The following is a 16,534-nucleotide window of genomic DNA, read 5'->3' on the forward strand; positions in this document are numbered from 1 at the left end:
GACATTCCCGGAGCAAATGCTCATGGCATTGAAGCGGATACAAACACTATTGTTTGATAGAAATAAGAGAGGTTATTTATAATAAAATGAGCCGCCAGAACTGTAGGGGTGATGCAGTACGGGCGGCTCATTTTCTATCTAAACGGATGTATCCGGAAGTTCCGGCAGTTGATCGGTGAGTTCTTCATATCCGAGAATATCTCCGGCACATGGCATCGATTGCCCTGTTCCCTGCTGTGGTTTCCGGAAGTACAGCCGATACCGATGTCCCTCTAGGAGTTTGATATTCTTTTCCAGTGAGAAGGCGTATTCCTTTCCGTTATCACTGGCAAACCAATATTGCTGGTTTTTCCCGAAGAGTGTCTGTTCCCGTTTCGTGCAGCTTACGTCCAGTGACAGATAATCTCATTTGTAGGTGTATACTAAAATAGAACAAGAAATTTTTAACGAACGAATCCCAAAAATCTTTTTTGGGATTTGTTTGGAAAGGAAAGAGTACCACAGAGGAGCTTACAGCATGGAGGCAACCGGAGCAGAAAAAGGAATGTTTTCAGAAGAAGAACAGTTTTATGCGTATACGGAGCAGTCAGAGGAGTCGGAGGTATCGACAGCTGGCAAAGTGATGTGGAAGACGAATATCATATCAGTGCGGAAGAAGACATCAGATATTCATTTACCATTTGTTAGTTGCAATGAAGATACACAGGATGTATCGATAAATATTGAACTAGAGGAGTAAAAAATATAGAGCAGCTCAAGATTAGTGAATAGTTTTTCATATGATGTTTGTGTTTGCATAATTTGTTCTTACAACAACTATTTTCACATCTAAAAGAAATAGAGGATAATAAAGTAAGAGAGGTTCATGATGTTAAATGTCATGGACCGCTCTTTCTTTAGGGGAAAATTATAAATGTTTCAAATAATTTTCTACATTCTGATACTCAACGCCATTTTCCATGACGGAATCTTCACCACGATAGAGCACACATCGCTTGGTAATCTGACCAAATCTATGACTTGTTTGATTCAGTTTTTCTTCGTCAACTAAGAAGCGAGCTTGCATTGGAACAATTTTCGAGCTGTGTTTTATTTCGTAGCATTCACATGTATTGAGTTTAGCATCGTAAATTACCATATCGTATTCGCCGACAGCAAATTGCAATTTGAAAACACGTTGATGTCTTTTAGTCGATTTGAATGTTTCTAAAAGTACGATGTCTTCCATCATACGACCACGCACTTCTTCCAAAATACGTTCAGAAACTAACATTTTTTCGTGCTCGCTCAATGTAGAGAATAATTCATCTTTTGTCAAAGAATGAACCAATGCCTGTGCCTGGCAATAACGCATGCCTGGTTGCGTGAATAAAATATTCTCTAGTGGTTCAGCACTTGGAATTACCGTTTCTCGTGGAACGTCAACAATCAGGTCAAGTGCTTTCAAATATTCTTTGATTTCCTCTATGTGAGCATTTGTAATACCAATAGATTGTTCTTCTTTGTTGCGAATCTCCAACATATCCATTAATCGTTTGGTTACTGCTTCTGTATCGATTTTATCCAAAATATCTGTACGCTGTTCTGGATTACGATCTCTTCGCAAAACATCAGCAGCTGAACCCAAATCATGAGATTTGAATTTGTCGGTCAGAATACGAATAAGGAAACGATGATTCATATCCTCAATGATTCGATTGATAGCACCTGTTAGTTCACCTGCCTCATAGAGTGATTGGAGATGACGGAAATATCCTCCATCTTGACAACAACTCAGGGAGTGCTGGATATTTTTACAGATTGCGGTATCGATATAACGCCGTGTGGATTCGTCATCACGGAACGAAGCATCCTCTGCAATAACGTCTTTATCATCAAAATCTAGTTCTCCTGCACGAAGTGTGCCGCCATAGCGAATGTACTCGTCAATACTGTCGATACCGAGTAAACGACTATGTTCACGGAATGGAATAAAGGTAGTGTGAATCGTAACAGCTCGATCATAAAGTTCCTGATGAAGCGCAAACCAAAAGCCAAGAGAATCTGTTCCGGATAAAACAATTTTCATACCTTGTGCAGCGTAGATATCAGAGAATAGTGCTGCTGAATCAATAAAGTCGGGCATCAGGGTTACTTCGTCAATAAAAACATATTCATATCCCAGATCAAGGAGTTTGCCCAAATCACGATTCATCGCTGCCATGGTATCGCTCCCTTTCGCTTTGATGTATGCTGATTTTGCGGACTGTGATGGAGTCATTCCTAAAACAGCCTGACGCAGCATTGTTGTCTTTCCTGTTCGTCGCAGACCAAATACCAAGCATACACGATCTGTTTCCTCACTGTTTAAATATGCCTGTAACTGTCTGAAACAATCACGTTTTCCCCAGTTTTTTACACCTTTTGTCAGTGCCAGAAGACGTTCTCCGATAATGACAGAAGTTTCAAAATCTGTAGATTTAGGTGGAACAATAGAACTGTGTTGTTTCAGTTCTTTCAATTCTTCTTGAAGCTGTTTGCGCCTTTCAACACCTGCAAAAACTTCTTCGCGTTCGTTCTTTTTAATGTACTTGCTTTTGCTTTTTCCATTCTCTGTCCATTGCAGATAAGGCTGCTCTTTGCCGTAAATTTTCTTCATGTTGATAGAACCTTGTGGTAAGGATGCTATTTCGTTTTCTAATTCATAAATTCGTTTGTAGATATCCATAATATCACCCCGTTTCTTACAATCTATTATAACCCATTTTAAGAAAAATATCAATGGGTTATAATGGGTTATAACGTTGAAAAATGTGGAAGTGAAACGATCACTTTCGTTGGCTATTCTTGATTACACTTCACAAATCATCTTCCGATAATCTCTCGGAGACATTTTATAAGTATTTAGAAATGTGCGATTGAAAGTTCTCAGACTTCCAAACCCGGCACTGTGGCAGATATCCGTAATGCTACGGTCGGAATGTTGAAGCAGATTACAAGAATAATCCAAACGGATGCTGCGGATTGCTGTACCTTCGGTTCTGCAGCAGTCTACAGTGTCAATCGGTATGATGATCGTACAGGCAGTTGTAAATCCATTCGGTACACAGGCACTTGCAGGTTATGCGGCAACGATGAGAGTAGAGAATGTTTTTTCCTTGATATTTGTATCTATCGGAAATGCAGTCTCACCGTATGTTTCCCAGAATCTTGGCGCAAAGAAAATGGATCGTATCAAAAAGGGATATCACGCAGCATTGGTGTTAGATCTGTGTTTTGCAGTCCTTGCTTTTGTAGTCATTGAAACACTGCATACGCAGATTTCTTCGTTATTCCTGGGCAAAGATGGATCCGCCTTGGCATATCAGGTGTCAGGGGATTACATGAGATGGCTCGGTTACTTTTTCATTTTCATGGGTATCAAGATGGCAACCGATGGAGTACTTCGTGGACTTGGAATCATGCGCCCGTTTCTCATCGCCAATATGGTAAATCTTGCGATCCGCCTGGCGGTTGCTTTGATTTTTGCACCCCGGTTTGGCATTGCATTTGTCTGGCTTGCTGTACCAGCTGGCTGGTTTGCAAATTTTTTGATTTCCTATGTGGCACTTAACGGATGTAAAGTGTTCTCACCATGAGCACAGCCATGAGGAAGGGCATACATGTGGCGAGCATGGATGCGGTATTTAAAATAAGTCAGACAACGTACAGAGATAGAACAATAAGGGCAAAAAATTCGTTTAAAGAATTTTTTGCCCTTATTTTCGTCTTGCGGCATACGATTTAATGCGCAGAGGACAGGAGGTAATTTTATACCCCACCTGATGTTATAAACTATAGACATAAAAGGGAAAACAGATCATTTATTTTCAAAGAAATGGAGGAACTGGCAATGAAAGGTTTTAACACAGGTGACGGTTATATGGGAATGGTAGATGGCGAATATATCCTATTTGCCAGCGAAGCGGATTATTATGATTATGTGAATGATTAAAAAACAGGAAATATGTGGAATATATTTCCAATGCATGTGCTATACTGAACTTAATTAACCAGAAGGAGAAGTTCTATGCAGGTATCAGACAAATTAATTAAGCCGTTGACAGAAGCAAAATATTTAAATGCCGACAACGTAAGCAGATACCGCTGTATCATGCGTATCTTTTTCGAGCATTATGAGAAATTAAAATACTGGCTGTATCAGGAAGAGGTCTATGAAGAAATGATACAGGACCCGCTTTTTGCGGATTACAGACTGGAACAGTGCCAGCAGGATCTCACCATGCTGACAGAGTGGAAGAACCTGAATACGATCCAGGATACAAAAAAGGTCGCATCCATCGAAGAATTCAAGAACAAAAAGTACCGGTATCAGATGACAGAGTACAGTGTGGAGATAGAGCGTCTGGTGATCCGGTTAGAGAATCTGTTCATCGAGGGAGCATCATTAGAACCGACACTTTTGGAGCGCATAAGGAGAAGTGTAGAGCATTTTCCAGACATGGCAGGAAAAGATAAGAATGAAGTGTACACATGGTGGACAGATCTGAATAATGATTTTGTCCGGCTGAATCAGAATTATCAGGATTATATCAGGGATTTGAACAGCGTCCGGGCGGAAGAGATGATGCATACGAAAGAATTCCTGGTGTTCAAGGACCGGCTGATTGAATATCTGCGAAGCTTCATTAAAGGACTGCAGAGAAATGTCGGAGTGATCGAAGAAAATCTGCGTTTACAGAACGAAGAACTGAAAAAGCAGGTATTTGAAAAAGTTATAGATTATGAATTGTCAATTCCGCGTATGGAGATAGAAATCTCGAAAGAACTGATAGAGCAGAAAGTTCAGGGACGATATCAGAGCATCTATGACTGGTTCGTGGGAAATGAAGGACAGGAGAATGAAGCGGGAAAACTTTTTGATGCCACCAATGATATCATCCGAAGGATTACAAGATACGCTGCACAGTTGAGCGAAAAGAATGCACTGGGTGCGAATAGAAAAGAGGAATATCGGAAAGTAGCAGAATTGTTCCTACGGTGTCAGGATGTGGAAGAGGCGCATAAGATGTCGGCGATGGTATTCGGCATGGAATGTCCGCAGCATCTTGCAGGAGATCTGATCCGTGAGACAGACAGCATGAACATCGGAGTCTACGAAGAGCGGCCAATGGAAATTACTCTGAAACCGAGAGTGCGTACATACCGAGAAAAATCCAGGAGAAGCGCCATCCGTGAATCAGCAGAGCAAAAGCAGGAAACAAGACGTAAGTTGCTTGAGAAACAGAAAAAAGAGACGGAAAAACTACAGGCGTTGGAAGTAGATGGAAAGATATGTTTTGATAAACTGCCTGTATTGGAACCTAGAATTCGCGAGATTCTTTTGAAATGGTTGTCAGATGCCATGGAATCCGCAGATTTTTCGGCAAGGACAGACGATGGAAGAAGATATATATTGGACAGAAGTCAGGCAGGAGAAAACTGTGTAGTACATTGTGAGGATGGAAACTTTACAATGCCGAAGCTGTCCATTGTATTTCAGGAGGAAGAATGATGAAGGAGCTGGAGGTTCTTTTAAATAAAAGATGGGTATTAAAATCCAGAGACAAAGAAATGTATTATAAAATAAGAGATGCACTTGGAGAACTTCGGAAATTTACTACAGAGAAGATGGGATGTCAGATCATTGATAATTCTCTCCTGATCAAGATGGAGAAGATTCCGGTAATTCCGGAAAGCTTCATGGGCATTCAGAAATTTTCGTCAAAAGAAGAGTATGCTTATCTATGTATCCTGTTGATGTTTCTGGAAGACAGGGATGCGCAGGAGCAGTTTATCCTGTCACAGCTGACGGAATATATCACGGCAAACCTGCCGGGAGAAATTTCGGACTGGACTTTGTATACGAACCGAAGAAAACTGATCCGTGTGCTGCGATTTGCGGTAGATCAGGGAATGGTTGATGTCACAGACGGAAAAGACGAAGCATTCATGGATGATGAGGCCGGAGAAGTACTCTATGAAAATACAGGTGCGTCCAGATACTTTATGAAGAATTTTTCGAAGGATATTATGGAGTATACGAAACCGGAAGATTTTCAGGAAAGTGACTGGTTCGAAGTGGACGAAGACCGTGGATTTGCAAGAAGACACAGAGTCTACAAAAGACTGATCTTTGCGCCGGGCATGTATAAAGAAGATGGATCACCGGAAGATTTTGAATATTTGAAATATTATGGACGGAGATTGAGCGAAGAACTGGAACAGATTTTCGACTGTCAGGTGCATATTCACAGAGGAAGTGCGTATCTGTTATCCGGGGATGAGTGTAGAATGGGAACGGTATTTCCGGGTAATAATTCGATATCCGATATTTTACTTCTGTGTTTTGGCGAAATACGAAAGAAGATTGAGAATGGCGAATGGAAGACGGCAGCGGATGAAAGTTGTCTTACAGATCGGATCGAGTTTGAAAATCTGATAAAAGAAGTGAAACAGGAATATGGAAGTGGATTTTCAAAAAATTATCGTGAGATGCCGGAAGGTGAATTTGTAAAAAATGTGATCGATGCAATGGAATTGTGGATGTTTATAAGGAAGGAGAAGGCAGCTCATCAGATTAAGATTTGCCCGCTCACAGGAAAGATACAGGGAAGTTATCCGGAGGATTATGCGGGAGGAAGAAATGATGAATAGTAGATGGCAGGCAAATAAGATCGGACTGATTAATTTCTGGTATTATGATGAACAGGAATTCCCGTTTGTAAAAGGAAGGATGCTTCTTCGTGGATCGAATGGATCGGGAAAATCCGTAACCATGCAGAGCGTGGTACCGCTTCTTCTGGATGGCAATATGAGCCCGGAACGATTGGATCCATTCGGTTCCAGAGACCGTAAGATGAGCAGTTATCTTCTGGAGGAAGATGATGGACGCGAGGAGCGGACCGGTTATCTGTATCTGGAATTCAAAAGGCAGGACAGTGACACATATCTGACGATCGGTATGGGAATCCGGGCGAGAAAAGGGAAAAATCTGGACAAGTGGTATTTTAGTCTGACGGATGGAAGACGGGTAGGAAAAGATTTCTTCTTATATAAAGACACAGGAGAAAAAGTCACACTTTCCAAAAAAGAACTGGAGAACAGGATTGGGACAGGCGGCCGTGTTATTGACAGACAGGCCGATTACATGGAGTATGTCAACCGCCAGATCTTCGGATTCGAGACGGCAGAAGAATATAAGGAAATGATAGACCTTTTAATCCAGCTCAGGACACCAAAGCTTTCCAAGGATTTCAAACCATCCGTGATCAATGATATTCTGAGTGATTCGCTTCAGCCATTATCGGATGATGATCTGCGTCCGATGTCTGAAGCAATTGAAAATATGGATACCATGAACATGAATCTGAAGAATAGAAAAGAAGCAAAACAGGCAGCAGAGAAGATTCAGGGAGTATTTTCAAAATATAATCAGAAATTATTATATGAAAAAGCAGAGCGGTATGAACAGGCAGAAATCAAATTAGAAAATGCCAGGACACAGCAGAAAGAGCAGGAAAAGAAATTATCCGAGTGCAGACAGAATATCGAGAAGTTGCAGGCAGAACATCAGGAACTGGATGCAAAACATGAGTCCATGGAAAAAGAACGGGAGTCCCTGAATAAAAGTGATGCTGTAGCATTAAAACGAAGAGAAGCAGAAGTGACTACAGAATTAGAGGGGCAGCAGAAAAATCTAAGAGAAAAGCAGCATTTTCTTGAACTGAAACAAGAGCAATATCAGGATGCACAGAATCAGATCAAAGCAGAAGAAGACCGGAAGTATGAGAAAGAAAAAGAACTGGAAGAACTCATAGAAGAGATGCAGGACGAGGCAGATATCATGGCTTTCGAAGAACATGCATTTATGAAAGAAGAACTGGAAAAGCATCCGGAAGAACCATATAAGTTCGAATTACATCAGCAGCAATATGAGCATACGAAAGAAAAAATCAATGAAGGAACAGAAATCCTTGCAGAGACGGATCGTCTGGAAAGACAGAAAGACGACCTGATCAAAGAAAGAGAAAAAAAGATCCGTGAACTGGATACGCTTCAGAGAAAAGTATCAGAACTGGAGGCTGTGTTTGTACAGACACAGAATGAATGGAAAGAAGCTCTATATCAGTGGAATGGTGCGAATCGGGAACTGGTACTGGAAAAAGAATTACTAAAAGAGTTAAGCACATTTGCAGAAGCTTATGAAGAGACATCTGATTTTGCAGAGGTTCGTCAGAAGATTGCAGATGTGTGGATCGGGAAAAATGCGGATGTTGAATCTGGGATTTCTTCGAACAGGGCAGAGAAAGAAACAGCAGAAAAAGAACTAGAAGAAGTGAAAGCAGAACTGACGGAATGGGAGAATCAGAAAGAACCACAGCCGGAGCGCTCGGAAGCGGTCATCCGTAACCGTCAGAGATTGGATGCACTTGAAATTCCGTACCAGGAGTTTTATAAAGTTATAGAGTTCGGAGACAATCTGGATGAAGAAGATTGCAACCGGCTGGAAGAAGCATTATTGAAAATGGGAATTCTGGATGCGCTGGTGATTGATGAACAATACAAAGAGCAGGTTCTGCATTTGAAACAGGGATGTGAAGATCATTATCTGTTTAGCTGCAAAAATGTTCAGAAAGAGCTGCAACCAGGAAAGAGTCTGTTAGACGTACTGGAACTGAACGAAGAAGTCAATGACATTTTCTCCAATCAGCGGTTGACGGGAATTCTTGGAAGTATTGCATATGATAACGAAAGTATAATTACGATTGCAGAAGACGGTACCTACCGGATGGGAGTACTTGCAGGAACGGTAACCGGAGAATATGAGGCCGGATTCCTTGGAACAAAGGCCCGTGAAAGACACAGACAGGCAAAGATGGAAGCCTGCAGACAGAGAATCGCAGGGCTGGAAGAAGTATTACAGCAACTGGAAGAAATGTATCGGAAGTTATCCGAAAGAAAAGTCATTCTCAGACAGGAATATGAGAATCTTCCAAAAGATACAGATATGCGGGAAGCCCTTCAGATGATGCGTGCGGAGGAACGGGCATGTGAACAGATCAGACGGGAAAGTGATAAATTAGAAGAGAGGATCCGTGAACTGCTCGAAATATTAAAAGAGAAGAAAAAGAAAGCACTGGAAATTGCGGATTCTCTGTATCTGACCTGTTCTTATGAAGTATTCAAAGAAGCAAAAAGTGCAGCGGAAGAATATGGAAAGCATCTGATTAGTCTGATTGCAGCACATGAAATGTTCCTCAGAAGCCTGGAATATCTGAAAGAGAGGAAAGAACATCTGGAAGATCTGGATGCAGATATGGAACAGATCCGGTATGATCTGTTCGAGATTCAGAAAGAACTCCGGAGAAAGACGGAAGAACAGACCTCTATTCAGGAACAATTACGTCTGACCGATTACGAAGAAATCAAAGACCGTCTGGACGCATGCATCAAGTGGCTTCAGGAATATCCAGAAAGACTGCGCATATGTGTAAGCAGACAGACGCATGAAGAAGACGAAGTTGGACAGCTGACCCTGCGTCTGGAAGAGGGTCGGAAGAGAATTGAGGAATATGAAAAGAAGACGGCATATTTTTCAGAATGTTATGAGCAGGAGAAGAGTCTGCACTATGTGGAAATACCGGAAGAGATACCGGATGATGCCGGACATGTACGGAGCTATCTGGAGTCTGACGTGAAAACACTGGATAAAGACAGTGTGATCCGTGATCTGAATAAAGTATATTTTGAAAATAGAGGATTTCTGACCGATTATCATCTGATGCAGAATGAATTATTTGCAGAAGCAGAGCAGACAGAATTCCCGGCAAAACGACTGGATATTTCGGCCAGATACCAAGGGGTAAAGATATCATTTTCAAGTCTCCTTACACATCTGGAAGAAGACATTGAAGAACTGGAGAATCTGATCAAAGACGGTGACAGGGAACTGTTCGAAGACATTCTTGCCAATACGGTAAGCCGGAAGATCCGTGGAAAGATCAATGCATCCAACACATGGGTACAGAAGATGAATTCCCTGATGAATGGGATGAACACATCCAGCGGTCTGAAACTCAGCCTCAGATGGAGAAGTAAGACGGCAGAACAGGAAGACCAACTGGATACAAAAGAACTGGTGGACCTGTTAAAGAAAGATTACCGTCTGATGAGCGAAGAAGAAGCCTCCCGGCTGTCGGCACATTTCCGTTCAAAAGTAGCAGAAGCGAGAAGGAATGCAAGAGACAGTGCCGGAATGATATCCTTCTATCAGATTATGAAAGATACACTGGATTACCGTAAATGGTTTGAATTCCAGCTGTTCTCACAGAAGAACGGAGAACGTCAGAAAGAACTGACAAACAGTGTATTCGGAACCTTCAGTGGTGGAGAAAAAGCGATGTCCATGTATATACCGTTATTCTCTGCGGTTGTAGCGAAGTATCAGGGAGGCAGAGAAGATGCACCAAGACTGATCTCGCTGGATGAAGCATTTGCCGGAGTGGATAATAAGAATATCCGCGATATGTTCCGCCTGATGACAGAGTTCGGATTTGACTTTATCATTAACTCGCAGGTTCTGTGGGGCGACTGTGATACACTGGATGCACTGGCGATCTATCAGCTGATCCGCCCGGGCAATGCAAAATTCGTGACGGTTATGCCGTATCTGTGGAATGGAAAGAAGAAAGAATTGTTGGAACGTGAAGAGGAAGTAGAGCAGAGAGGGGCCGAGATTGGACAGCAATGAATGAGAGTGAGCAACAAGAACTTGAGAAGATAAAAAAAGAATGCCTGACATATTTCCACCAAAGTCCAGTTTGGGAAAAAGTTCTGAAAGGGTTTCGTGATAAATACAGTTCTTATGGAAGATTTGGTGGTAAAGTAGTTCTGAAGAATCTGAAATCACAGGATATCGAAGAACTGGAGGGATTCTTTGGCAAGTCTTTTCATGGACAGAAAAGTGTGACAGTGTCTGCAGAAAAATTCCGGCAGGCACTGAAAGCAAGCCGCTATAAAGATATCCCACCGGAATGTCTGTTGGAGAATTTTTTCGGAGAACCCTTGCTTGGAAAACAGGAACAGAAATTTTTGAGAGAACGGGAAAAAGAGAAAATCTGGCAGAAGTTTTTGAAAGACTATAAAGGAACTGAGATAGAGAAGGCGGCAGAATTACTGAGGAATATTGTCAAAGACAGTGACAGTCAGGAACTTGCAGAATGGGATTGTGCGCTGCGGTTTGGAGCAGAAATGTACAATCATTTGCCATATCGTCAAAGTGATAAGTTGTATCTGGCTGTATTTGCAGCCATGCTGACGGGAAATCCGCATGCATTTGACAATGGAACTGCAGCAGGAAATTTCCTGTATCAGATGATACAGATGGATCTGGAAATCAGAGAAATTAAGATAGAGTCCTCGGAGATATTTCCGGCGTATAAGCGTCAGAAAAGTTACCTGACGGCCGGAATTATGCTGGATGATATATCAAATTATGCAATGTTATATCAGGTACAGGCGGTCAAGAAAGACGGAAATCTTCATAAAGGCATGGAGGGATTTGCGAGTGAGCAGCATATTGTACAGGTCCCGCTTGCGGTGATTACGGAGTGGGAGTCGCTTCATTGTCCACAAGATGAGATCTATATTGTGGAAAATCCGTCTGTTTTTGCGGTATTGTGTGGAAAAGAGAAATCAGGAAACGTAAGAAGAGCATATATGTGCATGAATGGACAGCCAAGACTGGCAGGTCTGATGGTGTTGGATCTATTTGCAAAGTCGGGAATCCGGGTATATTATGCGGGCGACCTTGACCCGGAAGGAATACTGATCGCACAGAAATTATCACAGTATTATAAGGGAGAATTTCATTACTGGCATATGGAAACGGCGGATTATGAGAAGTGCAGGTCAGAGGAAGTGATATCGCCGAAGCGTATGAAGATACTGGAGCGGATTACGGATAGGAGATTGAAACCGGTGGTGGATAGGATCGAAGAGTATGGGACTGCCGGGTATCAGGAGATGTTGGTGGAGGAGATGTGATTATGCCAAAAGGAACAAATCAAAAGCTAAAATTATACCGTCTCGCACAGATCATGCTGGAAAATACAGATGACGAACACTATATTACCATGCCGGAAATCATGGAAGAACTGGGAAAATACGAAGTGACCGCAGATCGCAAAACAATCTATGCAGATCTGCGTGATCTGTCTGTACTCGGGATCGAGGTAGAGGGCGAACCCATCGGCAACCGCTATCATTACCGCGTAGTCAACCGCCCGTTCGAACTGCCGGAATTAAAGCTTCTGGTAGATTCCATCCAGTCTTCCAAATTCATCACAGAGAAGAAGACCAACACACTGATAAAAAAGCTGGAAAAGCTGGTCAGCAAATACGATGCACAGAGGCTGCAGCGACAGGTGTATGTATCCGGAAGAATTAAGACGATGAATGAAAGCATCTATTATACTGTCGATGCAATCCACAATGCGATTTCTGAAAATAAGAAGATCAAGTTCCAGTATTTCCAGTGGAATGTGAAGAAAGAGATGGAACTGCGTCACGGAGGAGCATGGTATCATATCAGCCCGTGGGGATTGTCCTGGGATGATGAGAATTATTATATGATCGGATATGATGCAGAGGCGCAGCTGATCAAGCATTATCGGGTGGACAAGATGCTGCATATCCGGATGTCGGATGAATCCCGTGAGGGAAAAGAACACTTTAAGAAGCTGGATATGGCGGATTATGCCAAGAAGAGTTTCGGAATGTTCAGGGGAAAGGAAACGTCTGTAAAGATGCTGGTAAATAACAGCCTTGCGGGCGTGATCATTGACCGGTTCGGGAAAGATGTGATGATGATTCCGGAAGATGAGGATCATTTCCGGGTGAATGTGGACGTGCATGTGAGCAAACAGTTCCTGGGATGGGTATTCTCGCTGGGGGAGGCAGTTAAGATCATTGGACCGGATGAGGTTGTGGAGCAGATGCGGGGAGAGGCCCGGAGGCTTATGGAGCAGTATGGGGAGTAGGAAATGGATTCTGAATTAGCAAAACAAGAACACGATTGTAAACTTGCGAGAAAAATAAGTTGACAATCAAAGCGAAATACGATAAATTGTTAACCATAAACTGAAAGGAAGGTTAACAATTTAATGAACACAAAAACAAAAAAATTATCCACCGTAAGTATGGTATTATGCGGAATGTTCGCGGCGCTGGTTGCCATAGGAGCATTTATCCAGATCCCGGTTCCATATATGGATTATTTCACACTTCAGTTCTTTTTCGTACTGCTTGCAGGATTGATTCTGGGGGCTGATAAGGGAGCAATATCTGTAGGATGTTATGTATTACTGGGACTTGTCGGAGTACCAATCTTTGCAGCAGGCGGAGGAATCGGATACATATTCCGGCCAAGCTTTGGTTATCTGGTCGGATTCATTGTAAGCGCATATGTAACCGGAAAAGTATGCGAAAAGCTGAAAGCAAGTTACAAGAACTATCTGCTTGCCTGTCTTGCAGGATTTGTTGTGACATATGCAATCGGAATCGTGTATAAATTCATAATCTTGAACTTTTATGCACATACACCGGCAACGCTGGGCGTGATCTTTTTGTCCTGCTTCCCATTAGATATGCCTGGAGATTTTGTATTATGTCTGCTGGCAGCCGGTGTGGGACTTAGAATGCGGAAAAGCGGATTTTATCTGAGTTAATAAAAAAAGGGGCATGAGATTATGGCAAAAGGAATATTTGTGACGGGCACCGGCACAGATGTAGGAAAGACGTATGTCACAGCATTAATCGTGAAAAAGCTGGCGGATGCAGGAATCCATGCAGGCTATTATAAGGCCGCCTTATCAGGCGCAGAGTCCATAGAAGAAAGTGACGCAGGCTATGTAAAGAAGATTGCCGGTATCACACAGGAAGACAGCAGCTTACTGTCATATCTGTATCAAAATGCGGTGTCTCCGCATCTGGCTGCCAGAATAGAAGGGAATCCGGTTGATCCGGAAACGGTAAAAGCAGATTTTGACAGGGTAAAGAAAGAGTACGATTATGTCACGGTAGAAGGAAGCGGCGGCATTGTATGTCCGATCCGCTGGGATGAAGAGCATGAGATCCTGCTGGAAGACATTGTGAAAATGCTGCATCTGAATACTCTAGTGATCGCAGATGCCGGACTTGGCACGATCAATGCGGTTGTCCTGACGGTAGAATATATCCGGAATCATGGAATGGATGTAAAAGGAATCATTCTGAATCATTACTCGGGTGGAGCGATGCAGGAAGATAATGAGAAAATGATCGAGAGATTAACGGGGGTACCGGTGATTGCCAGGGTAAGAGATGGTGACAGGGAGCTTGAGGTTGATCTGGAAGTGTTGAAAAGGTTGTATGACTGATGATGAGAAGAGGAAATTGACTGTGGTTGATTTCCTTTTTTGATGTATGGAAATAAAAAATAAGGTGAGAATATTATACCCCATCAACTGAATTATACTATACACATCAAAGGGAATAAAACAGAATTCCGGGAGATAAAAGTAATTATAAGACAACAAATCAAATTCAGATGAACACGTTTTTTAAGCGTGAAAGGAGCACACACAATGGCAAAAATATTTATCACCCTGACAGGAACAAAACACTACTTCGGAAATGATTTTCTGAAGAAAGGTATGAAGGTCAGATTAGAAAAGGATCCGGATAATGAATATGACAAGGAAGCAATCAAAGTGACGTATGAAGGACTTGGGAAGATCGGTTATGTGGCAAATAGTTCGTATACAGTCATCGGTGAATCTATGAGTGCAGGCCGCCTGTATGACAAGATTGGTGACACGGCATATGCGAAGGTGGTATTGGTTACACCGGCAGGAACAATCTGCAAGATCTGTAAAAAGAGTCTGAAAAGTGAACAGGAGGAAACAGCATGAATTACCTTGTGATAGATTTAGAAATGAATTTTTGGAATTCGATGAATATAAAAAAGAAACGAGCACCCCGCTTGAGCAACAGCTGTACGGTAACAAACCCATTTCTTTGTATAGAATATTACTTTATTTGATGATAAATGTCAATTGTATTAGAAGAAGTCGTAGAAATATGACTTCTTCTTGTACGTCAATGGTTAGCGAAGTATAATGAATATAAGAGATTTTCAGTAAATACATCGAAGAGGAAAATTGAAATGACAGAAGAAACAATCAAAGAAATATTAAAATTTCGAGACGACAGAGACTGGAAACAATTCCACAACCCGAAAGATCTGGCAATCTCCATTTCACTGGAGGCAGCAGAACTTCTGGAAGTATTCCAGTGGAGTGGCGCAGATGTCTTAAATGAAGGAAAACAGGAGAAAATAAAAGAAGAACTGGCGGATGTTGTGAATTATTGTGTCTTGCTGGCAGATGCTTGCGGACTGGATCTGGATGAGATCGTGCGGGAGAAGATCAGGGTGAATGCAGAGAAGTATCCGGTGGAGAAGGCTAAGAGAGACCGCTTGAAGAATATACAGAAGAATTAATGAAAATAAAAAGATTAATTGAATTATCATCACTGAAAAGAATTTATATAGAAGAGATATGGGGATGGAATTCTCAAATCTGTGATATTTATGACTCAGATAGTAAATTTGAACGGCCGATAAAGATTGATGCTATTTATATAAATAAAAGGGAAGCTGAAAAGGATAAAATAGATAAGAGTGATATATGGCGTTTTATTACTCTTACGGAGTTACGAGAAAATAATAGCTTTAACTATTATTTTGAAAAGTATAAAAAATTGGAACCAATTATTGAATTATATATGGAACTATTTCGTAAAGGGGAAATTTCTGGAAGACGTATGTTTTTAAATCTTGTACAGGCATTGGAAACCTATCATTCTAGGTTTACAACTAATGATTTAGAAGGATTTAAATGGCGAGTTGATAATGAAATATTAAAAGATAGACCAGAGGAAGTGAAGGAAAGAGAAAGAAAATTATTAATGGCTAATTCGAGAAAATTTGTAACTTTAGAAAGCCGACTCGCAGATTTATTAATAGCAGAGTTTCAAATATATTTTGATACAGGAAATATAAAAAGAGAAGAATTTCCTAGTGTGATAGCTAGGACAAGAAATTATTATATACATTATGATGAAAAGATTAAGGAAAAGGGACTGGTTTTAAATGATGAAGAAATTACGATATATAATAAAACACTAGTATTTATATTAGAATATTATTTGCTTTTGGAACTAGGTTTTCAAGATGTGAAAAAGTTAAATGAAAAATTGATTGGTAGATGGGGGCATGTTTCAGATAAGTTAAGAATACAGCATGCTGTGGAAAATTTGGAAAGGGCGGAATGATAAGAATAAGTTGTAAATAATGAAAGCAGTAAAATCGTTTATTGATGTATACAGAAAAAAGATATATTTATTTTAGGGGGGTTGTAAAAAGCAGGAGGGAAAATCGAAGAACAAAAAATATAATATCTCGAATGAGATA

12 protein-coding genes and 2 pseudogenes are annotated in these 16,534 nt (G+C 41.3%); 12 read left to right on the plus strand and 2 right to left on the minus strand.

Annotated elements, in window-relative coordinates:
* Positions 1-555: 555 nt before the first annotated feature.
* Positions 556-687: pseudogene (locus NKF87_RS14460) on the plus strand (hypothetical protein); the annotation flags it as partial.
* Between the two features lie 220 nt (positions 688-907).
* Here NKF87_RS14460 and NKF87_RS01605 read toward each other — a convergent pair.
* Both NKF87_RS01605 and NKF87_RS14465 read right to left on the minus strand, forming a co-directional pair.
* A complete protein-coding gene (locus NKF87_RS01605; protein ID WP_138376069.1) occupies positions 908-2,707 on the minus strand; it encodes an AAA family ATPase in 1,800 nt (599 codons plus the stop codon).
* Between the two features lie 123 nt (positions 2,708-2,830).
* Entirely contained in the window at positions 2,831-2,989 is a 159-nt protein-coding gene (locus NKF87_RS14465; RefSeq protein WP_253583832.1) for a helix-turn-helix domain-containing protein, read from the minus strand.
* 4 nt (positions 2,990-2,993) lie between these two features.
* Here NKF87_RS14465 and NKF87_RS01615 point away from each other — a divergent pair.
* The 11 genes and pseudogenes from NKF87_RS01615 to NKF87_RS01665 all read left to right on the plus strand — a co-directional run.
* A pseudogene (locus tag NKF87_RS01615) lies at positions 2,994-3,617 on the plus strand (MATE family efflux transporter); the annotation flags it as partial.
* A 431-nt stretch (positions 3,618-4,048) separates the two neighbouring features.
* Positions 4,049-5,533, plus strand: a complete 1,485-nt coding sequence (locus tag NKF87_RS01620; RefSeq protein WP_253583834.1) for a TIGR02677 family protein — start codon at positions 4,049-4,051, stop codon at positions 5,531-5,533.
* Entirely contained in the window at positions 5,530-6,675 is a 1,146-nt protein-coding gene (locus NKF87_RS01625) for a TIGR02678 family protein (RefSeq protein ID WP_253583835.1), read from the plus strand. The genes NKF87_RS01620 and NKF87_RS01625 overlap by 4 nt, the downstream gene beginning before the upstream one ends.
* Positions 6,665-10,771, plus strand: a complete 4,107-nt coding sequence (locus NKF87_RS01630) for a TIGR02680 family protein (RefSeq protein ID WP_253583837.1) — start codon at positions 6,665-6,667, stop codon at positions 10,769-10,771. Before NKF87_RS01625 ends, NKF87_RS01630 begins: the two co-directional genes overlap by 11 nt.
* Positions 10,768-12,066 (plus strand): TIGR02679 domain-containing protein, encoded by a 1,299-nt coding sequence (locus NKF87_RS01635; protein WP_253583839.1) that lies wholly within the window; start codon positions 10,768-10,770, stop codon positions 12,064-12,066. Before NKF87_RS01630 ends, NKF87_RS01635 begins: the two co-directional genes overlap by 4 nt.
* Positions 12,067-12,068: 2 nt before the next feature.
* Positions 12,069-13,061: a helix-turn-helix transcriptional regulator gene (locus NKF87_RS01640; protein ID WP_055181743.1), complete on the plus strand. Its 993-nt coding sequence runs from the start codon at positions 12,069-12,071 to the stop codon at positions 13,059-13,061.
* A gap of 123 nt (positions 13,062-13,184) precedes the next feature.
* Complete coding sequence (locus NKF87_RS01645) at positions 13,185-13,748, plus strand: biotin transporter BioY (protein WP_006426874.1); 564 nt, start codon at positions 13,185-13,187, stop codon at positions 13,746-13,748.
* A 21-nt stretch (positions 13,749-13,769) separates the two neighbouring features.
* The gene (gene bioD, locus NKF87_RS01650; protein WP_227097093.1) at positions 13,770-14,438 is read left to right on the plus strand and encodes a dethiobiotin synthase; all 669 of its coding nucleotides are present in this window, start codon (positions 13,770-13,772) and stop codon (positions 14,436-14,438) included.
* 207 nt (positions 14,439-14,645) lie between these two features.
* Complete coding sequence (locus NKF87_RS01655; RefSeq protein ID WP_055181744.1) at positions 14,646-14,972, plus strand: HIRAN domain-containing protein; 327 nt, start codon at positions 14,646-14,648, stop codon at positions 14,970-14,972.
* Between the two features lie 254 nt (positions 14,973-15,226).
* Positions 15,227-15,562, plus strand: coding sequence for a nucleotide pyrophosphohydrolase (locus NKF87_RS01660; RefSeq protein WP_253583840.1), 336 nt, complete (start codon positions 15,227-15,229; stop codon positions 15,560-15,562).
* Positions 15,562-16,395, plus strand: a complete 834-nt coding sequence (locus tag NKF87_RS01665; RefSeq protein ID WP_253583842.1) for a HEPN domain-containing protein — start codon at positions 15,562-15,564, stop codon at positions 16,393-16,395. The genes NKF87_RS01660 and NKF87_RS01665 overlap by 1 nt, the downstream gene beginning before the upstream one ends.
* The last annotated feature ends 139 nt before the right edge of the window (positions 16,396-16,534 follow it).

It is taken from the genome of Dorea longicatena, from assembly GCF_024168045.1.
In the GTDB taxonomy this organism is placed as follows: Bacteria; Bacillota; Clostridia; order Lachnospirales; family Lachnospiraceae; genus Dorea_A.